15 protein-coding genes are annotated in these 21339 nt (G+C 68.1%); 11 read left to right on the plus strand and 4 right to left on the minus strand.

Going from position 1 to position 21339, the window contains the following annotated elements; genetic code table 11:
- The first annotated feature begins 1182 nt into the window (after positions 1 to 1182).
- Positions 1183 to 3387 (plus strand): endonuclease, encoded by a 2205-nt coding sequence (locus tag OHB56_RS01340; RefSeq protein ID WP_406351134.1) that lies wholly within the window; start codon positions 1183 to 1185, stop codon positions 3385 to 3387.
- A 392-nt stretch (positions 3388 to 3779) separates the two neighbouring features.
- Here the strand turns inward: OHB56_RS01340 and OHB56_RS01345 are convergent, their stop codons facing one another.
- Positions 3780 to 4535: a BTAD domain-containing putative transcriptional regulator gene (locus tag OHB56_RS01345; protein WP_406351136.1), complete on the minus strand. Its 756-nt coding sequence runs from the start codon at positions 4533 to 4535 to the stop codon at positions 3780 to 3782.
- Between the two features lie 803 nt (positions 4536 to 5338).
- Here OHB56_RS01345 and OHB56_RS01350 point away from each other — a divergent pair.
- The 10 genes from OHB56_RS01350 to OHB56_RS01395 all read left to right on the plus strand — a co-directional run bounded on the left by OHB56_RS01350 (position 5339) and on the right by OHB56_RS01395 (position 16791).
- On the plus strand, positions 5339 to 5509 hold the full coding sequence (locus OHB56_RS01350) for a hypothetical protein (RefSeq protein ID WP_326750781.1): 171 nt from the start codon (positions 5339 to 5341) through the stop codon (positions 5507 to 5509).
- Positions 5510 to 5524: 15 nt separating this feature from the next.
- Entirely contained in the window at positions 5525 to 7075 is a 1551-nt protein-coding gene (locus tag OHB56_RS01355; RefSeq protein ID WP_406351137.1) for an esterase/lipase family protein, read from the plus strand.
- 20 nt (positions 7076 to 7095) lie between these two features.
- On the plus strand, positions 7096 to 7788 hold the full coding sequence (locus OHB56_RS01360) for a peptidoglycan DD-metalloendopeptidase family protein (protein ID WP_406351139.1): 693 nt from the start codon (positions 7096 to 7098) through the stop codon (positions 7786 to 7788).
- An 18-nt stretch (positions 7789 to 7806) separates the two neighbouring features.
- Positions 7807 to 8442, plus strand: coding sequence for a hypothetical protein (locus OHB56_RS01365; protein ID WP_406351140.1), 636 nt, complete (start codon positions 7807 to 7809; stop codon positions 8440 to 8442).
- Complete coding sequence (locus tag OHB56_RS01370; protein ID WP_406351142.1) at positions 8426 to 10369, plus strand: S41 family peptidase; 1944 nt, start codon at positions 8426 to 8428, stop codon at positions 10367 to 10369. The genes OHB56_RS01365 and OHB56_RS01370 overlap by 17 nt, the downstream gene beginning before the upstream one ends.
- Before the next feature lie 388 nt (positions 10370 to 10757).
- A complete protein-coding gene (locus tag OHB56_RS01375; RefSeq protein ID WP_326750786.1) occupies positions 10758 to 11144 on the plus strand; it encodes a hypothetical protein in 387 nt (128 codons plus the stop codon).
- Between the two features lie 2 nt (positions 11145 to 11146).
- Positions 11147 to 13189: a caspase, EACC1-associated type gene (locus tag OHB56_RS01380; RefSeq protein ID WP_406351144.1), complete on the plus strand. Its 2043-nt coding sequence runs from the start codon at positions 11147 to 11149 to the stop codon at positions 13187 to 13189.
- 585 nt (positions 13190 to 13774) lie between these two features.
- Positions 13775 to 14425, plus strand: a complete 651-nt coding sequence (locus OHB56_RS01385; RefSeq protein WP_326750788.1) for a hypothetical protein — start codon at positions 13775 to 13777, stop codon at positions 14423 to 14425.
- A gap of 106 nt (positions 14426 to 14531) precedes the next feature.
- Positions 14532 to 15134, plus strand: coding sequence for a hypothetical protein (locus OHB56_RS01390; protein WP_406351145.1), 603 nt, complete (start codon positions 14532 to 14534; stop codon positions 15132 to 15134).
- A gap of 604 nt (positions 15135 to 15738) precedes the next feature.
- Positions 15739 to 16791, plus strand: a complete 1053-nt coding sequence (locus OHB56_RS01395) for a PP2C family protein-serine/threonine phosphatase (protein WP_406351146.1) — start codon at positions 15739 to 15741, stop codon at positions 16789 to 16791.
- A gap of 565 nt (positions 16792 to 17356) precedes the next feature.
- On the opposite strand, the gene OHB56_RS01400 is transcribed toward OHB56_RS01395, so the two are convergent.
- From OHB56_RS01400 to OHB56_RS01410, 3 genes are all read right to left on the minus strand, one after another.
- Positions 17357 to 17596 (minus strand): transposase, encoded by a 240-nt coding sequence (locus OHB56_RS01400; RefSeq protein ID WP_406351147.1) that lies wholly within the window; start codon positions 17594 to 17596, stop codon positions 17357 to 17359.
- Between the two features lie 1094 nt (positions 17597 to 18690).
- Positions 18691 to 19671, minus strand: coding sequence for a serine hydrolase domain-containing protein (locus OHB56_RS01405; protein ID WP_406351149.1), 981 nt, complete (start codon positions 19669 to 19671; stop codon positions 18691 to 18693).
- 380 nt (positions 19672 to 20051) lie between these two features.
- The gene (locus OHB56_RS01410; protein ID WP_406351151.1) at positions 20052 to 21296 is read right to left on the minus strand and encodes an IS4 family transposase; all 1245 of its coding nucleotides are present in this window, start codon (positions 21294 to 21296) and stop codon (positions 20052 to 20054) included.
- Positions 21297 to 21339: the final 43 nt, after the last annotated feature.

Raw genomic sequence — 21339 nt, forward strand, 5'->3', positions numbered from 1 at the left:
GGCGCCGCCGGAACCAGCGGTGGAGGACATACCCGTACCGGGGGCATCCGAGGCTTTGGACCGCCCTCGGCTCCGGTCCACGGGTAAGCCCGCGGGGCATACGACCAGTGTCCGCCTGGCCTGGGGCCGCGGCAACTCAGGGACGTTCCGTCAGCTCCCCCAACTTTCCCCACGACCACCGCGCTCTGATTTTCCGTCACGAATGGTCGTGATCACGGTGGCAGTTCCGCAGGCACTTCAAGGCGATTCTTTTGGATCGCTCTCGCCGGCCGAGGTGGTCGTCGACGATGTCCGTGTGACCGACAAGCTCGTGCACTGGTTGGAGGTGGCGTCTCGAGGCAGTGGTCGTTGACCATGATGTGTGCGGTGGGGAACCGGGCACGCGCGCAGCAGTCATTCGAAGCCGGCGGATCACAGGGCTGACGCCCGATGTGATCGCCGAACTCATCTTTGAGACAGGGCCGTTGCCGCAAGAGCGGCACCAGGCCACGCCGGCGTCACGCCCTCGCCGCCGGGCCGTCGGCGCGGGGCGAAACACAAGCCGGTCTTCGTCGACCGCCTGTTGGCTCTCCTCGTCCACCCCGGCGGCCACGCTCATCCGTCTGCGGCACGGCCTCCCGCACGCTGCGGACCGATGCCCTGCGATCCGGTTCTCTTCGGTGAAGACGCCGAAGGCGGGCCCCGGAGCGGCGATGGTGTCATCGTCGGCGGCTGGAGGGTGGCGACGAAGTCGTCGGTGGTTGTACATAGTTCAAACACCGCCCGCCTCGCGGTGCCCTCAAGAGGGCTCGTCGAGCGAGTGACCCTGTCCTTGCGACCGGTCGGCGACGTCGTGCGGTTCGGCCCGGTTCAGGAGGGCACCGATTCACCGGCCGCGACACCCGCCCATACGGACGGACCTCACCTTCACAAGATCACTCCGCAACCCGGTCCGCACGTCCACGCTCTCGACCACAACTTGATGAACCTTCTCAAACCTGCACTATCTACTCCTTTACACATGTACCCCCCATCTGCAAGCATCGGTAGCAGAAAGCACTTTACGAACAGCAGTGCGCCGTACATCATCCGCGCGCATCCCCGGCAGAGCCGACGCCTTCCCCCGAACGCCGTCCCGCCTGCCTCAGAAGAACCGTGTCTCAGACACCACCGCCACAATCAGACCAGGCCAGGAGGCTGATCATGGTCACGGCGGAGCTCGCTTCCGAACGAAAGTCGGACTATCTGTCGCAACTGACGATGGCCGCGGCACGCTATGCGAACCGAACCGAACAGCGGGAGAAAAACCAATCCGTTCTCGAGACCCATGGCCCGCTGTACGCGGACGCCCCCGAGCGAGTCGAAAAGCGACTGGCACGTCTCGGCGCCGACTGGGCCATGGCCCGGGCGATCGAGCGGACGCCGACGGAACCCGCCAGCAGCGCGGGAAGCACCCTGCAGCTGCCCCCAGAGGCCTTCACCAGTGAAGTGCTGGGACTGGAACGCCTCATCGGACGCAACAACCTCACCCCCATCGCGTTCCTGGAGGAAGGCGTTCAGGTCTCCCGCTCGGTCGGCCGGATCACCATCAGCGGACCGGGGGGCGGACACGGCACCGGCTTCATGGTGTCCCCCTCCCTGCTGCTCACCAACAACCACGTGCTGCGCGGCACGGAGGAAGCGAGCCGCAGCAAGGTCGCGTTCGCGTTCCAGGACGGCATCGACGGGAGCCCACTCGTGCCGGCGGTCTTCCAGCTGGAACCGCTCCGGTTCTTCGTCACCGACCGGGCGCTGGACTACAGCCTCGTCGCGGTGGCCCCGCACGGTGTTCAGGGCGAGGCGCTGTCCTCGTTCGGCCGGTTGGTCCTCAGCGAGGCCGAGGGGAAGGTCGTCGTCGGGGAGTTCGTCAACATCATCCAGCATCCCCGGGGTGAGCCCAAGCAGATCGCGCTGCGCGAGAACCAGATCGTCGACGTGCTGGAGCGGTTCCTGCACTACGAGTCCGACACCCGTGAGGGTTCGTCGGGTTCTGCGGTTTTCAACGATCAGTGGGAGGTAGTCGCACTGCACCACTCGGCTGTCCCGAAGACCGATGCCGAGGGCCGGCCACTGAGCATCGACGGCACGGTGTGGCGGCCGGAGATGGGCGAACAGCAACTGGCCTGGCGGGCCAACGAGGGGGTGCGGATCAGCCGCGTGCTGCGGGCTCTGCACGAGGCGCCGCTGTCCGGCGAGGCGGCCCGGCTGCGGGACGAGGTGTTCACCACAGGGCTCACTTCGTCCCCTGCGGAGAGCGCTCCTCCGATGCCCTCCCCCAACGGCAAGTCCACCCGGCCGGGGGCCAACGGCTCACCAGCGCAGGCACAAGAACAAATGCACGCGACTGACGGCGCCGCCCAGTTCACCATCCCGCTGCGGATCACCCTCGGCTTCGATACACCCTTGTCTTCGCAGTCCGCTCTCTTCGCCCCGCTGCCCGCGCTCGCACCGATGCCGAAGACCCCACCGCAGCCACCCCCGACCGGACGACCGGGCGTCGTGTCAGCGGTCGAGAAGGACGTCGACGCGGCCCTGATCAATCACCGGCTCGCTCAGGAACGTCCCTACTACGACCGGACCGCGGACTTCGCCGCGCGCGACGCGTACTACGCAAATGTCGGCACCGGCGACGGTGACGCGCTGCGCCGCGCGCTGACCACGCTGCTGACGGAGACCCACGAGCCGCAGCCCAGGTACAAGCCGATGAGGCTGGTCTACCCATGGGTCGACCTGCACAAGGACGGTCGGCTGCGCAGCATCTACTCGGGCAGGGACTTCTCCGCCGAGGAGCTCATACTGGCCGACGCGGCCGTGGCGGAGGCCCGGCTGGCCCGGGTGCAGGAACTCCTGTTGCAGGAGAGCACGGCGGGGCCGGCCGAGTTCGAGGCGGAGTTCGATGCCCTGGAGGCATCCATGCCGTTCAACTGCGAGCACGTGGTGCCGCAGTCGTGGTTCGCCAAGAAGGAGCCGATGCGGGGCGACCTGCATCATCTGTTCGCGTGCGAGGTGGGCTGCAATAGTTTCCGCAGCAACTTCCCGTACTTCGACTTCCCCGACTTCGACGAAGCGGTCCGGGACGCCTGTGGGATGCGGGAGAGCGTGGGATTCGAACCGCAGGAGGGCAAGGGCGTGGTCGCCCGTTCCACCCTGTACTTCCTGCTCCGCTATCCGGGCCAGGTCGGCGACGCGGCGCGCGAGTTCCCCGCGGACCGGCTGCCGGTCCTGCTGCGGTGGCACGAGAGCGAGGCGGTCACCGAGTACGAACTGCACCGCAATGCGGCCATCGCGGAGATCCAGGGCAACCGGAATCCGCTGATAGACCATCCCGGGTGGGCACGCGAGATCGACTTCACCGGCGTCTGGCCCTGAAGCCTGTGCCGAGCCCGGCTGATCCCTCACATCCGCGGCGACTGAACACGGAGAGCCACGTCACAGCCGGGAGAACGGCAGCGCCCCAGGTCGCGGCACGGAGTGGTTCGCGCCGCGACCTGCCACGACAGGCGGAGCGACGGATCGAAGGGCCGGCTTCGACGAAGCCGTGAGAAGAGAACCTTGCCGGCCCGCGAGTCCCCCTGACCGCCCGCTGGTTCTCCTCCGCGTACGCGCCTTCGGCCAATCCTTGAACGCAAGTGATCGGACAAGCCGGTTTCCCGAAGGGGGAACCTTCTCCGGAAAGGTCCTCTTCCCGTGTGGATCCGGGTGCTTCCGGGTGGCGGTTCGATGGCTGGAGCCTTGGAGGAAGAGCCGAAGAACACCGGCGATCACCGGAACCATCCTCGAAGGCAGTCCCGGCCCCGTGGCGTGATCCGCGCCGGTAGTCCCTCGGGGAGCATCCGGGCGAACCGCGGCGAGGGCGCGACGCCCAGTTCCTCGTTCAACAACCTGCAGAACGCGTCATAGTGGCGCACCGCTTCGCTGATGTTGCCCTCCGCGAGATGCGTCGACACGATGGCCCGATGCGCACTCTCCCGTAAGGGCTCCGCGCGTACGCCTGCCCAGGCGGCCTCCATCGCCAGGGCCGGTCGGCCCTGCCGTATCAGGGTCTCGGCCAGCATGTCGAGCGCGTGCAGTCGCAGTTGCCGCAGGCGTTCACGCTCCACCATTACCCAGTCCTCGTCCCACCCCGGCAGTAGGTCCTCTCCGGTCAGGAGTCCCAGTGGTGGCTGGGCGTGGAAGGGCGGGCCGCGGTCCTCCACGACGTCGAGCGCCGTTTGCGTGAGGATGTGGACGTCAACGCGCAGGGTCGGGGCGACCAGCAGTGAGTCCCCGCAGCACCCGATCAGAGGTGGCCCCCCGTGCGGCAGCTTCCACAAGGTGGTGCGCAGGCTGCCCCGGGCGTGTTCCTCGGTGACCTCGGGCCACAACGTGCCGGCGAGGATCGTGCGGGACACCCGGCCCCGCAACCCCATGAACGCCAGCAACCGCTGGCCATTGCGGCACAGTTCGACGGTCTCGGTACCGAGTTCCAGCCGGAACTGGCCGAGCAACCGCAACTGGGGAGGAGACACCAACCTCATCGCCTCGCTCACAGTGTGTTGCGTGAGCGCACCTCTGAAGGCTGTCCGGCCTCGCCGACAAGGCGTCGCCGCCGTCGGTCCTCCGGTGCGCCCCCGAGGAGGCAGTCATTACCAGTTTCAGTCCCTCGTCCGCACTGTGCAACCCCGCTTGACGAGCAGCACACCCGGCTTCTCATGACCATCGGACACCACCGTCCCCGAGCACACCTCTTGAGCCGATGACGTCAGGATGACGTCGCGCTGACAGTGATTCCGTAGCGTCGGATACGGCGGCTGCATCGGCGACATTCGATTCCCGCAGCCTCACAAACAGCTCTCTGATCGCAGTGGAGATGCCATGACCGCCACGGCGACCATCGAAGAGGCCGTATGCCTGCGGTCGGTGGCATCGACCGATTTCGATCTCCCGGCAGTGATCCGCGACCCGTTCCGGTTCGGCCACCGACTGCCGGGCGTCGGCCTCGTCCATCAGCCCAGCGGCATCGGCAGTGTGGGCCAGATGGTCCAGGGCGCCCTCGATGGGACTCCGGACGACCTCCATGCCGTCGGCACGGTGTCGTCCGAACCGGACAACCCGCCGGGGCCCTGTGGAACCACGGCCGAGACCGGCGCGGAAAACCGGATCGCCGTGGGAAGCACGGTTCTCCTGGACGGTTCCCAGGCCCCCTTTCCGTGGGACCGCGAAGGAGTCGATTCCGCGTCGGCCGAGAAAGGACGCCACTGCGGTGAATGCCGCGCGATGCCCTGCGGCAGCCGCCCCGGCAGGACCGCGGCCAACCGTGATCGGCAGGGGGAGCCGCACGATGGCCGACCCGCCCGAAGCACACGTCCGTCTCCCCTTGGTGGACGATCCACGCTACGACGACTTCCACAACTGGAGGCCGTCCATCCTGGGCCAGGCGCCGGGCGGGCACATTCCCCATGCCCTCACCGACCATCCGGCGGCCTGGCTTCCGGACATCGGTGCGTACTGAGCCGGTGAGGATCGTATGTCCACGCCCCAGAAACTCCCCCTCGTCTACGTCCGGGGGTTCGCCGGCGACACGGCAGGCATCAACAAGGCCGTGATGGATCCCTTCTACGGATTCAACGAGGGCTCCACGCACATCCGTATCGGACCGGACAACGAGCCGGACTTCTACCAGTTCGAAAGTCCGCTGCTGCGCCTGCATCTGGACGAGGGCTACCAGATCCTGGTCGACGGCAGTCAGGCGATCTACCTGAATTCCCATGCCACGATCCCACCCGAAAGCATCTGGATACACCGCTTCTACGATGTGTCCGCGAGCACGTGGAGCGGTAGGCCGAAGGAATTCCGCATGGAGACGGCTGCGGAGGACCTGCTGACGCTGATCGACACGATCAGGGAGAAATCCGGGGCACCGCGCGTCCATCTGGTCGCGCACTCCATGGGCGGCCTGGTATGCCGCTGCCTGATCCAGAAGATCCTTCCGGACCTCGGCCGCGACCCCGCCGAGTGCGTCGGGAAGCTCTTCACGTACGGTACACCGCACGGTGGCATCACCTTCGACTTCGGCTTCGGCATGCTGGAGAGGTTGCGCGACACCATCGGCATCAACGGCGCGCAGATCTTCGGTCCCGAGCAGATGTACGAGTATCTGACGCCTGAGTCCGTCGCCGATCCGAACGGCCCGCCGGAGGGCTGGGATCCCCGCGAGATGCCCCTGGAGCGGCCGTTCGCCTTCCCCCGCGAGCGGGTCTTCTGCCTGATCGGCACCAACCCGGCCGACTACGACGTGGCACACGGTCTTTCCGCTGCCGCGGTCGGGCCCCGCAGCGACGGTCTGGTACAGATCGACAACGCATACGTCCCCGGTGCCCATCAGGCGTACGTGCACCGCAGCCACAGCGGACGTTACGGGGTCGTCAACTCCGAGGAGGGCTACCAGAACCTGCGGCGCTTCCTGTTCGGCGACCGCGAAGTGAAGGCCGCGCTCGTCGGTCACCGGCTGCCGCAGCGCAAGGACACGGCCTGGCAGGCCGAGGTCGCTCTGTCGGTACGCGGCCTCCAGATCGTGATGCACGAGCGGACGAGCGCCCAGTGGTGCCCGATCCAACTGCGGGACCGCACGCGGAACCCTACTCCTGAAGGCCCGGCGGAAACCGCCACGGACACCGCCGGAGCCGTACCACTGGTGGACACCTTCCTGTGCAGCGGCTTGGCCCATCCCGGAGATACCGGCACCATGCGGTATGCGCTGCATCTGCGGATCCTGTCGCTGCGTGAACGCGACGGCCTGCTGAATTTCGGCGACCACTTGGAGCAGACCGCCGACTTCGACGACATCCTCGTCGTCGACGTCGGCGCCGACGGTGCGACCTCCGTGCCCGCCCTCTCGGCCGTCTGGAACTCGGCCATCGCCGGTTCCATCAGGGACCACCGCCCGGGCGGCCATGCCCGCGGCGACGAGAATCCGGGCCCCGACATCTGGGTCAACCACATCGAACTGCCTGACACCGCCGCCCCGATCGTGGGTGCGGACGCCCGGCTTCGGCTCACAGTGACGCCCTGGCAATAACGAGAGGACGCGAGTCCGTCATGGTCGCTTTGTCCAACGTCCAGTTCGGCAAGAAGAACAAGGACGTACGCGTCGTGCAGAAAGCACTCATCGCCCGTGGCCGCAAGATCCCGGATGGAGCCACCGGCTTCTTCGGTGAGCAGACCAAGGCCGCCTACCGGACCGAACAACTCGCTCAGGGATTCAAGGGAACCGACGCCGACGGCATCCCCGGCTGCACCTCACTCACCACCCTCGGCCGCCATGCCGGCTTCGCCGTCGACTGCAAGGGCGCCGCACCCACCAACAGGCAGGGAGGCACTTCCGGCAAGGGACGTGTGCCGTCACCCGTCCCCGGCCACAAGGTCACCTTCGGCTTCTTCTCCCGCGGGCCCTACGCATGGAAGCCGGACGGTGTCGGCCGGCACACCGGACAAGATTTCGCCGCCGACTCCGGCACCCCCGTGGTCGCGGTGCGCAAGGGCACCATCGCCTGGTCGAACGGCAAGGGGGGAGCGTACGGCCAGTGGATCGGTCTGCGTGCGGACAACGACCATGTCTACACCTATTGCCACCTGTCGCAGCGACAGGTGAGGACCGGGCAGAAGGTCACCGCCGGACAACGGCTCGGCGCGGTCGGCAGGACGGGCAACTCCACCGGACCGCACCTCCATTTCGAAATGTCCAGGCACTCCACCTGGTCCTACGGCAACGTGGCGAAGCCCATCTGGTGAGCGAGCGAAGGAGCCCCCGTGCCCCAGCACAATTCCTACCCGGTCCCGGACGAGCCCGAGGTCTTCGTACCGGTCGAGGTCGAGGGCCGGCAGGACGGCTGCGACGCGGGCATCAGCTCACCACCGAACGTCCCTCCGACACCGTGTGTCCGCACCCCTGACCGTATGGACGCCTGGGCTGAGGGCGCCGCATCGGGCAACGCCGATGGGCGGAAAGAGGGCTGGCGCCGGGCGTACTTCGACGGAGCCGCCCAGCCCGATCCCGGGGATGCGAGCGGTCCGTACGAGCCGCAGGACAGCGGCGAAGGCAGACCGGAGCACGGCGGGGCCTTCACCCAGAGCTGGACATGCGCGGGCGAGTTGCCGCTTCCGGTGATGCCGGCGCAGTTCACCCCCGGAGAACGCGGCGGGGACGGCCTCACGGACGGGCTGCTCCCCCGGGCCCGGGCGGACAAAGGCGTCAGGCGGCTGTACCTGCCGGTGAGCGTGCTCTCCTCCGGAGCCGCTCAGGAAGGGACCGGTGATCCGCTCGCCGGCGCGGGTCACTGGCACGGCCCGGTCCACGCATCCCTGAGCGAGGCCACCCCTGAGGCAATCGACCATGTGACCGTTTCGACCCACCCGCCGGAGGAACATCATGACGGACCTGGCTGAGGAGAGGGCACCCACTTTCATCCAGCATGCCGCGGAATCGGTCCGCGCCCACCTGGCCGCTTCGCGGCCGTTGAGCAGCTTCCTCGAGGGCGCGGGCACTCTGACTCTGGAGGAGCGCCGCATCATCGTCGATCAGGCACTCGTCCTGCTGGATCAGAACTATGTCCACCTGCCGCTCAAGACCGCGATGCACGCCGTGAATCCTGTCCAGCGCCTGCGGGTGCTGCGCCGGCGTCTGGAGCGGCAGACACAGCAGACCATGCCTCCGGAGTGGCTCTTCCACGCCGAGATGTCGGAGGTCTTCCACTCGGTCAGAGATCTCCACACCAACTACCTGCTCCCCGAGCCTTTTACGGGCAGGATCGCCTTCCTGCCGTTCCTCATCGAGCAGTACACGGACGCGCAGGGCACCCACTTCATGGTCACTCACGTGGCCCAGGGGTTCTCCGCACCCGGTTTCGCACCCGGCGTCGAGATCACCCACTGGAGTGGCATCCCCATCTCGGCAGCCGTCGACCTGAACGCGGCCCGGTTCGCCGGCAGCAACGCCCCCGCCCGGCGCAGCCGAGGCGTCCAGTCGCTGACCGTGCGACCGTTGCTCATCCACCTGCCTCCCTTCGAGGAGTGGGTGACCGTGAGCTACATCGACGAGAGCGGCACGCAGCGTGAGCTGCGCGAGAACTGGCGGATTGTGGAGAACCTACCGCCCATGGTGGACGCGGACGCGATCAGCACCGCCGCCCTGGCTCAGGGTCTGGACCTCGATGCGGACGAGGCAAGCCGGGCCAAGGTGCTGTTGTTCGCCCCCCGGGTCGTCGCCCAGGTACAAGCCGTCCGGGCCGGCGAACCGGCGCCCGGGCTACGCCGGAGCGAAGTCGCCACGACGATGCCGAAGGTGTTCAGGACCCAGCATGTGGAGACGTCGTCCGGGCGGTTCGGCCACATCCGTATCTTCACGTTCAACGTGAACGACCCGATGGCTTTCGTCCGGGAGTTCGTCCGCCTCATCGGGCAGCTGCCACAGGACGGGCTCATCGTGGACGTCCGGGACAACGGCGGCGGTCACCTCCACGCCGCCGAGTTCGCCTTGCAGGTCCTCACCCCCCGCCGAATCGCCCCCGAGCCGGTGCAGTTCATCAACACCCCGCTCAACCTGCGCATCTGCCGCAGGCACCAGGACTCCTCCGGCATTGACCTGGGCGCTTGGGTCCCCTCCCTGGAGCAGGCCGTCGAGACCGGCGCCACCTTCTCGGGTGCTTTCCCCCTCACCCCCGAGGACGGTGCAAACGCCATCGGGCAGCAGTACTTCGGGCCAGTGGTTCTCATCACCAACGCCCGCTGCTACTCGGCTACCGACATCTTCGCCGCCGGTTTCCAGGACCACCGGATCGGCCCCGTGCTCGGTACCGACGAGAACACCGGCGCCGGCGGTGCCAATGTCTGGACCCACGAACTTCTCTCCGACCTCCTCCGAGGTGACCGAGCCACACCGTACGTACCGCTGCCGAAGGGAGCCGGCATGCGCGTATCCATCCGCCGCACCCTCCGGGTCGGTGCCCTGTCCGGCACTCCTGTGGAGGACCTGGGTGTCGTCCCCGACGAGCTGCACCGGATGACTCGCCGGGACCTTCTGGAGGACAACGCCGACCTCTTCGACCGGGCGGGCCTGCTCCTCAAGGCCCGGGAGCCGCACACCGTGTCCGTCACGGACGCCGTTTCCGTCAACGGCTCCTTGAAACTCAAGGTGAAGGCGGCGAACGTCGATCGCGTGGACGTCTACGTCGACCAACGACCGTACGCATCGGCCGATCTCACCGACGGTCAAGCCGATGTGACGGTGCCCGTCGCAGCAGCCGCTCGGGCAGCCCGCATCGATGGCTTCGAGGCCGGCCGGTTGGTCGCCAGCAAAACGGAACAGCTCTCCTGATACTCCCGCCGGACTTCTGTATTCCTGCTGGCCAACGGCCTGGCGGTGGGAAGTCCAGCGAGGGTGCGGCATGCGTGGGACGGTCTTGGGCCGACCACTTCACACTCGTGTGCCCGCGCCGCGTGCAGTGACAGCGTCGGGCGCGTGCCTGGTGGCGGCACCGCCATCGACACCGGTTCACCGCGTGGTCGCGGTATGCAGGAGAACAACGGAGTTGAGCTGCCGGCAGACGACGGGTTTCGGCCGGTGTGAGGTCCACAAGGCCGGGTGTGATGGATTTGCCACCTCCGGATCAGCGGCAGAGAATGAAAGAAGAACGAGACGTGGAGCCACCGAAGGTCCGACTCTGCGCCGCCCCGACAGGCATCGGACAAAAGGGGCTGACCCGGTGGAGAACGCATTGCAGATCCTCCTTTCCGAGGAAGGATCGGACGCCGAACACGTTGCGCGGAGAACCCGCAATCTGCGCGAGGAACTGCTCCAACTCGATGTGGAGGACGTACGCTCGGCCCCGGCCGGGGAGGTCCCGCCCGGAGCGCGGGCCGTCGATGTCGCGATGGTCGGTTCCCTGCTGGTGGACCTGGGCAGTGCGGCCGCCGGGCTGGGCCAGGTGGTCGCCGTGATCCGCGACTGGTGGGGCCGGTGCCATGACACGCGCCCGTCGCTGCGCCTCACCCTGGACGGCGACGTCCTGGAGCTGTCCGAAGCGACCGACGATCAGGTCACGGAGGCCTTCGACCTGTTCGTCCGGCGCCACGCCACGGCGGTGACCTGACCATGGGCGAGGAATCCCGGCATGCGCTGATCATCGCCAACGACAGCTACGAGAACCCCGGTCTGAAGAAACTGCGGGCACCCGCTCAGGACGCCGTCGCTCTCGCCGAGGTCTTGGGCGACCCTCAGATCGGCGGCTTCGACGTACGGGTGATGCGCAACGAACCGGCGCACGTCATCAGCATGCAGGTCGACGACTTCTTCTCCGACCGGAAGCCCGGCGACACCCTCGTGCTGCACTTCTCCTGCCACGGGTTGAAGAGCGAGACCGGCGAGCTGTTCTTCGCCGCGCCCAACACCCTCCCCCGGCGGCTGGCGTCGACCGCCGTCGCGGCCAACTTCGTACGCCGCTGCATGGCCTCCACCCGGGCCCGCAGCATCGCGCTGCTGCTGGACTGCTGTTACGGCGGAGCCTTCTCCCAAGGGCCGGCTTCCGTCCGCGCCGGAGGGGACGCGCACGTGCTCGACTCCTTCGCGGGGGACAAGCTCGGCGGCGGACGCGGCTGGGCGGTGATCACGGCCTCCAACTCCATGGAGTACGCCTTCGAGGGCACCGACCTCGCCGAAGACTCCGCACCACAGCCGTCGGTGTTCACCCACGCGGTGGTGCAGGGTCTGGCGACCGGCGAGGCGGATCTCGACGAGGACGGCCGGGTCTCCCTCGACGAGCTGTACGAGTACGTCTTCGACCATGTACGCCGACAGAACCCCCACCAGACCCCGGGGCGCACCGTCGACATGCAGGGGGACATGTACCTGGCGCGCAGCCATCGCCGCCGCATCCTTCCGTCGCCGGTGCCGGACGATGTCCGGGCAGCCATGCGCAGCCCGGACCTCTACACCCGGCGCGGGGCCATCGCCGAGCTGCGCGCCCGGATGGAGAACAGAGATCTGTCCGTTGCCGTGGGGGCGCGCGAGGCACTGGAGGAGATGGCGCACCGGGACATCCACGCGGTTGCGGAGGAAGCTTCCCGAGCCCTGAGCGAGATGGGCATCAACCCGCACCCGACCCGCCTCGACTTCGGTCCGGTACGGCAGCACACGAGTCCGCCCCACCGGGCCGTACGCCTGCTCGGCCCGCCCCTGGCCCGCAGTTGCACACCGCACGTCAAGGAACCGAGGCTACGGGCCCAGGAGTCGGGGGACGGCCTGGACATCTGGATCGACACGGTGTCGACGGGGCCCGTGCACGGGGACATCGTGCTGAAGGGGATCGTGGGGGAGGCGCTCCTGCACGTGGAGGGAAAGGTGGTGCCCGCGGAAGAGGCCACGTCGTCGCCGCAGGACCGGACCGCATCGCCGTCGGCCTCGGCCTCGCCCGCCTCGCCGTCCGCTCACGCGACGTCGCCGGCAGCCGGACCGACATCTCGGCCTGCCGAGCCGGAGCCTCCGCCGAGCGTGACCGCACCGGCATCCCAACAGGCAGGCTCCCCGGCCCCGCCCTCCACACACCGCACGCCACCCTCCCCCGGGACCAGGCCCCCGGCGCCCCGGGAGACAACCGGCGCCACGGCCCGGCCCCGAGTCCCACCGCCGCCGCTCTCGCCACGCCCCCGGCGGTACGGCACCCACGAACAACCGACCCGCTCCAACACCGCACCGTCCTCGCCGCCGGAGAGCGGCGCAGCGGCCTCCCCGGACGCACACGTCCGCCGCACCCCCACATCGTCCAGGTCCCTCCGCGCACTCACCCTGGCCGGAGCCGGACTCGCCCTCGCCGCGCTCGCCGGCGGCGCGGTGATCAAGGCCGGAGTCAAGGCGGCAGAGATCGCGAGGAGCGCGGAGAACGTCGGGACCTCCATCAAGGATCATGTCGAGCAGGCCGGCATACTCACGCCGCTCGTCATCTGCTTGTTGTCCGCGGTGACCGGCCTCGTCCTCACCGCGCTTGCCCGTCACGAGGCGAAGGCGCGGCCCGAGCGCTGCACGCCGTCCGCCGCCGTCGCCACCAGTCTCCTGATGGCAACGGCGAAGTGGCTGGCAGTGCCCACCTTGATCCTGGCCGCACTGATGCTCATCGCCTTCCTCGTCCTGCAAGCGTGGTAGACCCGGCGCCGGTTCGGTCGTCTCACCGTCCGGGAACCGACGAAAACGCTGGTCAGGTCTGAGCTCGGACGGCCAGAGATCGTGTTCCCGCGCAGATCGGGACCCTTTCCCACGCCCCTGATCACCGTGGCTGTCCTGCCAAGGCATCCGGCTCAGGGCAAGGCTTCCCCGACTCTCTGCGGCGCCGCCTGGATGCCGACCGGGTCCTGCTTGCGCAGTGGCACAGCATCCGCGCCTTGGCCAGGCCCCGATACCGGTATTGCCGCAAGCCGAAGGCTCGACCGCTTTGGGAGAGGGCGTCTTCGACACCGGCCCGGTGCGCCTACTGCTCTCTCCATCCAAGTCGGACATTCATCATTACGATCTTCACCGGGATGCGGCCTGTCCATCCCTTGCTCGACCGACCGCATGAGCTCGCGGTGGGCGGCGGCGTAGCTGCGGAGCTTGTCGGTGATCAGCAGCCATTCGCGCGTTACCGAACGGGTCATGGCAGCCGCTTCGTCACAGCCTGGTAACCCGTGCACACGACTCCCCCACAAGTGCTCTACCGTGATCCGCCTGTACTGACATCACTCGGGGGAATCTGTGCGAATCCGCATCATCACCACTGCCCTGCTCTGCGCGGTCGTCGGTAGCGTCACTGCCTGCCAGCCGGCCGACGACAAGCACGCGAGCGATGTCGGCGCCCCGGCCACTGCGCCCCCGGCTTCCTCGAGCAGCACGCCGGCCGACGACGCCAAGGCGGACGAACCCGAGAAGGCGACCGTGCCGGACTTCGTCGGCATGGGCCTGCAGTCGGCACAGGACAAGGCGCAGGAGGTCGGCTTCTACGGCCTCACTTCGCACGACGCGCTCGGCCGGGACCGTATGCAAGCCTTCGACCGGAACTGGAAGGTCTGCAGCCAGAACATCAAGGCCGGCACATCGGCGTCGACGGACACCGAGTTGGACTTCGGCACAGTGAAGCTCGAGGAATCCTGCCCTGTGAAGGATGACGCGCCGCCGTCTGCTGCCGGCGGAAAGATGCCGGACTTCAGGGGGGAGTCGGTGAAGGCGGCCCGCGGGGCCCTGGACTCGAGCACGTCGATCACGGTGAATGATGCGTCGGCCGATGACCGGATGGTGTTGATGGAGTCCAACTGGCAGGTCTGCTCCCAGACGCCGGCCGCGGGTACGGCCCTGGACGGGCAACCGGTGGAGCTCACCGCGGTCAAGTTCGAGGAGAGCTGCCCGTAGGGGCGGCAATCCCTGACCGACAGCATTCCGATGTTCCACCTGGGGGATCCATGCGCGTTCGCGCTACTGGGGCCACGGCCGCCCTACTCCTGACCGCACTCACCGCATGCGGCGGTGGCAGCAGTTCCACACGGCATCCAAACCGAAGCCGGGAGCGTCCGAGTCAGACACCCTTGACTGCACCGAGCAGACGCTCGACCAGGCCGAATGGATGGGGCTCTGCTCCGACGAGACCGGCACTGGCGGTGACGGCACCGAGGGGCAGGTGACGGGCCTGACGTTCGGAGAGTCGTACACGTGGCCGGACGGGCTGAAGGTCACGGTCGTCGCTGCGCGGGTGTTCACTGACTACGACCCGGAACTGCTGGAGTCGGCGGAACCTGGCAGTACGGGCTTCCGGGTGACGCTGAAGCTGGAGAACGGCGGCAAGCCAGCGGTGGACCTCGACGATCTGTCGGTCAGCGTGGAGGGTGCGGCGAACGGCGGCGAGGCCGCGTTCACGATGTTCGAGAAGGGGTCGCAGCCGCTCGAGGGGCGTCTAGCGTCGGGTGTGGCGGCGACGAAGACCAACGACAACGTCCTCGAGACGAAGTACGGGTGGAAGATCGTGGTCACGGTGCAGCGGAGCAGCGAGAACTTCGACCTCGACTTCCCCGAGTTCGACTTCCCCGAGTTCGAGGGCGAGATCGCCGACTGGCGTCGGACATGACGGAGCGTCCCCACTCCCCCGCCGTGGCGGAAGGAAGGGGGCGCTGTGGTTCACAGCGCCAGGTCGTGGCTGTGGAAGCGTCCGGGGGCGAAGGTGGCCGGCCCGCAGGTGTCAGGTACGAGGATGTACGTGGCGTGGGCCGCGGCGTCGAGTTCGACCGGGCGGCCGGGGTGGGACGCGGTGGCGTCGATAGCAAGCCGCTCAACCTGCGAAGGACTGAAGTTCCCCTGGTCGTGGACAGCGGGTGGTTACGCTGCGGGGGCGAGGTCTTGCGTCGTCAGTGCCCTGGTTTCGAGCGGGGTGATGTACCCGTGGACGGGGTGCTCGCGCAGATGGGTGCGGTGGTACTCGACCTCGATGAAGCGGAAGACGCCTGCTCGGGCAGCCTCAATCGATCTCCCCGGCCGTGGTGCTCCGGTCGCCGTGGTCGGGGATGCGGCAGAGACTGAAGTCAGGATTTTGTCCAGGAACACAACCGGAGTGCAGGAGAGTGGGACCCACCCGCGCGTTACCGCCCCGCGAAAGACGGTGGCTTCGATGGCTGCCCCTCGCGCTGATCCTCGGCGTGTTCGTCCTCGACCTTCTCACCCCGCGAGGTGTGAGGGTGTTCCCTCTGCTGGCGGCCGTCCCCGTGCTGGTCGCGCCCTGGTTCTCCCTGGCCGGGACGGTCGCCACCGGCGGGGCGGCGTTCCTCGCCGCGGTTCTCCTGCCGCTGGTGAAAGGCAGGCTGCCGTTCAGCGTCGACGACGTCGTCCCGTTCTCCACCTTCGTCACCCTGACCCTCCTGGCCGCGGTCTTCAACCGGCTGCTGGCCCGTGAGCGGCGGCAGCTGAAGAACGCCCGCGAGGTCGCCGAAGCCGTCCAGCGCGCGGTGCTTCCCTCCCCGCCCGGACAAATCGGGCCGCTGGCCGTGGCCGTCCGGTACGAGGCCGCCGCGCGGGAAGCCGCCATCGGGGGCGACCTGTACGCGATCCGCCCCACTCCCCATGGCGTCCGGCTGATGATCGCCGATGTCCGGGGCAAGGGCCTGGGCGCGATCCAAACCGTCAACGCGCTGCTGGGCACCTTCCACGAGGCCGCCCTTCGCGCTCCGGACCTGCCCAGCGTGGTCTGCTGGCTGGAGGATCGGGTGCAGGAGGCCAACGTCGCCGAGGGCGGGACAGGACTCGAGACGTTCGCCACCGCCGTCATCGCCGAGTTGTCCGCCGACGGCTTCACCCTGCGCATGGCCAATCGGGGACACCCGGCGCCGCTGCTGGTCCACTGCGGCCGGACCCGCCCGCTGGAGCCGGGCATGCCTTCACTGCCGCTGGGGCTGGCCGACCTCGACATCCCGAACGTCCTCCCGGACATCCCCGTCGACCAGTACGCCCTGCCCGAGGGGGCGGTCCTGGTGCTGTTCACCGATGGCGTCGTCGAGGCCCGCGACCACCGCGGGGACTTCTACGACCCTGTCCCGCGGCTGTCTCGCCCCCTCCCGCCGGATCCGGACCACGTGCTGGACGCCCTGCTCGCCGACCTGTACCGGTACACCGCAGGGCACCTCGACGACGATGTCGCGCTCCTCGCCATCGGCCTGACCCGCGACGCGAACGACGGCCCCGGCAAGGCCCCGGACGTCCACCGGAGGGAAGCAGACGACGGCCGGCGCGTTTGAGGAAACCCACGACTTTGCTGCGCACTTCCTCAGGGCCGCGGGACCGCACTCCGCGACCTGCGGCAACGTGGCCACGCTGGGCGCTCTGAGCGACTGCTCCTATAGGCCTGGCGAATTTCGCAGCGCAGTCACCCACGGGGCACCGGCCAGGCGGGACAGGCGAACCATGGAGCGAAGGTGCGATATCTCGGCCTCATGTCAGTGAACCTCATGAGGTATGCCGCGCCGTGGCAGTGCTGACTCCTTGCCGTTGGCGGGTGGTGCTGGTCACCAGTGAGCCAGGTACGGTTTTTCGCCGGGATGGGTGCTTCTCGGGGTTGTAAATAGGGGCATGGAACGAGGAGCGCCGAGCCCGGCTGGTCAGCAGGTGATCCGTAAACGCGCTGTGCGCGGGTGCTGGTGACCGCGAGCCAGTGGGAGAGCTGGAGGCGGGCCGGGTTGCTGCCGCGGCACCAGCACCGGGGGCTCGGGCGAGGGTCGGCGTGTTCGGCAGGAGCGTGATCGTCCGGTTCGTCCAGCCGGCACATCCCCCTTTTCGGCCGGTGGCGGCGGCACGCTGGTGAGCTCACACGATGGTGAAGTCGATCTGAACGAGCCAGTCGATGTCGCCGTCCGCATCAGCTTGAGCCTGGGTCTGCTGGAGGTCCTGGGTGAATATGCCGCCCAACACCCAGCGGCGGAAGCAAGTGCAGACCGTTTGCCACGGCCCGTAGCGGTCAGGCAGGTCACGCCACGGCATGCCCGTGCGGATCTTGCAGACCATCCCGTTGTTGACCTGCCGATCGTCCGCGCAAGGCCAGACCACTGCGAGAAAGGAAGAAGCCTCGCACCGGCCAGGTGGCCGGTGCGAGGCTGATCGTCTTGTGTGGTGGAGAGCGGTCGCCCACGGGGCGAAAGGCTCTACAGTGTTTCAGCCGAACCATCGTCCCTGCAGGCAACAGGTGAGGCCCGGGGACACTGTCCTCTCCACAACCACACCTCGCACCACCACGCCCACCCGCGGGTTGTTCCCTGCCCTTCCTCCACGGTGCTGGGCAGCCGCTCATCCGCGGTGGGCACCCTGCGTCCCGGCTCGGGGACACGGAACGCAGGGGCCACGTCCATCCTTCTCCGCCCGGGCGTCAAGCGGATGCACTACGCCGCGGGGCGGCATCCCCTCGGGGTCTTCCCGGCGGTCGGCCGGGACCGGTTCAGACGATCGTGCATCTCGTCAGGGTGGCTACCTGGAGAGAAGGAGTGAGGGTCCGATGAGTGCGGTGCAGATGAGTGCCTGTTTCCCATCTCCCGGTGTTGCACCGGTCTTGAAACACGCCGTGTTGTCAGCACGTTGAGCTAGTGCCGCATCAGGCAACGCTCGCCCTGTGGTGACGCGTCACTCGATTGCTGCGCTGGGCGGCACCGAGGTGTTGACCGGACTCAGGGGCGACGCGCTGAAGAGGACTGCGTCACCTGCTTGGTCCAGCCGATCCGCCTGCCGCGTTGGAGGCAGGTGGCCGAAGGTGTCGGGGCGGTGCCCAGGCTGGTCTTCGACGAAGCGGGGCCGGCGGTGCAGCCGACTCACCGGTTCCTCATCGGCTTCGTCGCCCGGGACAACCGGCCGGGCAGCGTTCGCAGCTGTGCCTCCACTGGCAACGCTGATCCGCGGCATCAGCGAGCGCCGAGCTCACCGCTCACCGGCCATCGCGACGACGCCTCCGCTCACGGCGTGCCGGGGCCCCCGGCGCACAGTGCGTGGTCGATCAGGGCGCTGGCCGCGTTCTCCTGGGCCAGGATGTGCTCCGGGGTGTCGCCGCGTGCCTCGGACATGGAGACCACGGCGCTCCGCCTGCCGTCGTCGGTGACGCCGTTGAGGGTGATGTAGCCACCGTCCCCGCCCTCGTGGCTCCAGTAGGTTCCTCCTCAGCTCAGGGGGCGTTCAACCAGGCCAAGCCCGTATCGGCCGCCGGGCCACAGCTGCTGAACCTCCGCGCTCACGGGGACGGTCTGCTTCATCTCGGCCAGCTGCCGCGTCGGCAGCAGGCGGCCCGCGAGCAGCGCGCGAAGGAAGCCGTTCTCGTCCCGCGTGGTCGTGACGAATGAAAGGTTCTCGTAGTCCACCGGTATCTGGTCGGTGACGTCCACACGGGAACCGGGGCCGAAGAGCTGGTAGGCCTGGGCGTGCGGCCGGGGCAGGGTGGGCGAGGTGCCCATCCACCGGGTCTGGTCGAGGCCGAGGGGGCGCAGGATGCGGTCTTCGATCTCCTGGTGGGCGGGTTGACCGGTGGCCTTCTGGATGATTACGCCAAGCAGGACGTAGCCGGTGTTGGAGTACTCCCAGCCCTCGCCGGGCGGGAAGTCCGGCGCGTGGGCCATGGCACGGGTAACCAGCTGCTCGGGGTGGTAGACGTCGTGGCGCTGCTGGTAGTACTCCTCCGGCGTGGTGTATCCGGGCAGATCGTCGTGGATGCCGCTGGTGTGCTGGAGCAGTTGGCGGATGGTGATCCGGCTGCCGTCATTACCGTTACCCTGCACCATTCCCGGCAGCCATTGGTCGACCGTGTCGGCCAGGGACAGCCTGCCCTCGGCCTCCAGTTGGAGGACCACGGTGGCGACCAGCGTCTTGGACGTGCTGGCCATGCGGAAGTAGCCGTCGGAAGGGACCGGGCGGCCGGTGTTCAGGTCGGCGGTGCCGCTGGTGGCGACCGACTGCCGACCGTCAGGCGCTATCACGCGGGCCTGCACACCGCTGACACCGAGGGCGTGGATCGCCTCGGTGTCCTGACGTAACTGCTCCGCAGGGGAGGGACCTGCGGGCTGGGCACCGGCGGTGGCCACCACGGCGGCGAACAGCGTAGCGACACCGAGCGCCATGGCAAGGTGCTTTCGCACAGTCGAAGTCATGGCCGAACGCTAGTTTCGCCCCCAACGGGGCACGATCCGGCGCACCCCAGGATCGGCCTGGGGATATCCCCCCAGCGTGGGCCATCACCAGTCTGGCGTCGACCTGGCGGCGGGCCCAGATGGTCCTGCTGTCCGCCCAGGCACAATGCCACGAAGCTTAAGTTGATCTTGATGTTGTGGGAGGGGTGCCGAGGAAAGCGAACTTGCCTATGGGTGGACCTGCATGGCGGATGCCGGCGTCTGTCGCCCTCTTCACCCGATAGGAGTTGTGGCGCGCGCGTTTCACGACGCGTGGGTAACTGCGTTGGCTCCATTCGGGGTTGCAGTTTCGGTGTGCCGCGAGCATCGCGAGGATCTCGGCTGTCACGGCGTCCCACCGCTCAGGGGGGAAAGGCCGCCGTCCCGGTGGCGGTGCGGCGGACGACGTTGAGGGTCCTCAGGAAGCTGATCCGGTCCGGGTCGATGCCGGCGCCGGTCGCGGCCTGGCAGGTCAGGGAGTTGATCGCATAGTGGACCAGCAGGTAGGCCCAGATCTCCTGGTGGACCAGGTCTGGACTCTTGGACCGCAAGACCTTCCCCGGCCCGCGTAGAATGCTCTTGAGCTGCCCGTTTGCGGTCTCCTCCTCCCATCTTTGGTGGTAGGCGCCGGCGAGTTCGGCGGCCGTCGCGGCGTCGGGGTCGGTGATGCTGGTGATCAGGCAGATCAGTTCCTTCCCGTCGCGGTCGGGGACGTCGTACTCCACGACCCGCACCACGTGGGCGGCAGCAGGGTCTGGCTTCGCCCCCGACCTTGTTTCCTCCAGCAGTTCCTCGCGCTGTCGGCCGCGGATCGCGGGGTCGATCAGTGCTGACAAGTACGTGCCGTCCGACAGAACCTTCAGGATCGGCAGCAACAGCTGCGTGGGCGGCCGCCAGCACAGGGCGGCCCCGGTCTGCGCGGCGGCGCTGAACGTGGCGAAGCTGTAGAAGCCGCGATCGGCCAGCAGCAGCCAGTCGCTGGAGATCGAGGGCAGCAGTGAGACGGCCATCGCCTTCTCGCTGCGGTTCCACGGGCCGACCTCGGCGTCCATGAACGCGTGGGAGCCGCACTCGACCACGGCCACGACCCGGGCCTTGGGGAAGGTCGAGCGGGACTGGTCGTTGCCCGCATAGCCGAACTCGGCCGCATTCTCGGCCGTGTCGGGCAGGTCCAGGTCGAAGCCGTCGATGGCCATCAGGCGCCACCGCCGCAGCCAGGCGCCCCGGGTCTCGTCGGTGGCCACCGGCTCGGCGACCCGGTAGAACGTCTCGCGGAGCACGTCGCGGCCCAGCCGCTTGCGCGCCTGAGTGATCCCCGAGGACGTCGGCGGCTCCCAGGCGGCGTTCCAGACGCCGAACTCCGACAGCGAACCGGTGACCTTCTGCGCGACCTCCTCGGCCCCGTCATCGGCGAAAAGGCACAGAGCCATCGTCAGGTACGCGGTGACATGCGAAGGAAGCTTCCCGCCACGGCGTTGCTCAGCAACCCCACACACCGCAGCGGCCTCGTCGACCTTGAACCGCGGTACCGCAGCGACCAAGACCCCCAGCGACACCTGGTCCCGCCGCGCAACCGGCCCACCCGTTCCAACCGCCCCCTGAACCATGCGACAACCGTAGCCGTCCGCAAGAAACAGACTTCAACGACGC

The sequence above is a fragment of the Streptomyces sp. NBC_01635 genome (genome assembly GCF_045209715.1).
In the GTDB taxonomy this organism is placed as follows: Bacteria; Actinomycetota; Actinomycetes; order Streptomycetales; family Streptomycetaceae; genus Streptomyces; species Streptomyces hirsutus.

What these genes read in the sequence shown, in the direction of transcription:
- OHB56_RS01405 (WP_406351149.1), bottom strand. Translation starts at nt 19,671, where the DNA reads ATGACTTCGACTGTGCGAAAGCACCTTGCCATGGCGCTCGGTGTCGCT.
- OHB56_RS01370 (WP_406351142.1), top strand. Translation starts at nt 8,426, where the DNA reads ATGACGGACCTGGCTGAGGAGAGGGCACCCACTTTCATCCAGCATGCC.
- OHB56_RS01340 (WP_406351134.1), top strand. Translation starts at nt 1,183, where the DNA reads ATGGTCACGGCGGAGCTCGCTTCCGAACGAAAGTCGGACTATCTGTCG.
- OHB56_RS01410 (WP_406351151.1), bottom strand. Translation starts at nt 21,296, where the DNA reads ATGGTTCAGGGGGCGGTTGGAACGGGTGGGCCGGTTGCGCGGCGGGAC.
- OHB56_RS01355 (WP_406351137.1), top strand. Translation starts at nt 5,525, where the DNA reads ATGTCCACGCCCCAGAAACTCCCCCTCGTCTACGTCCGGGGGTTCGCC.
- OHB56_RS01380 (WP_406351144.1), top strand. Translation starts at nt 11,147, where the DNA reads ATGGGCGAGGAATCCCGGCATGCGCTGATCATCGCCAACGACAGCTAC.
- OHB56_RS01350 (WP_326750781.1), top strand. Translation starts at nt 5,339, where the DNA reads ATGGCCGACCCGCCCGAAGCACACGTCCGTCTCCCCTTGGTGGACGAT.
- OHB56_RS01390 (WP_406351145.1), top strand. Translation starts at nt 14,532, where the DNA reads ATGCGGCGGTGGCAGCAGTTCCACACGGCATCCAAACCGAAGCCGGGA.
- OHB56_RS01345 (WP_406351136.1), bottom strand. Translation starts at nt 4,535, where the DNA reads ATGAGGTTGGTGTCTCCTCCCCAGTTGCGGTTGCTCGGCCAGTTCCGG.
- OHB56_RS01360 (WP_406351139.1), top strand. Translation starts at nt 7,096, where the DNA reads ATGGTCGCTTTGTCCAACGTCCAGTTCGGCAAGAAGAACAAGGACGTA.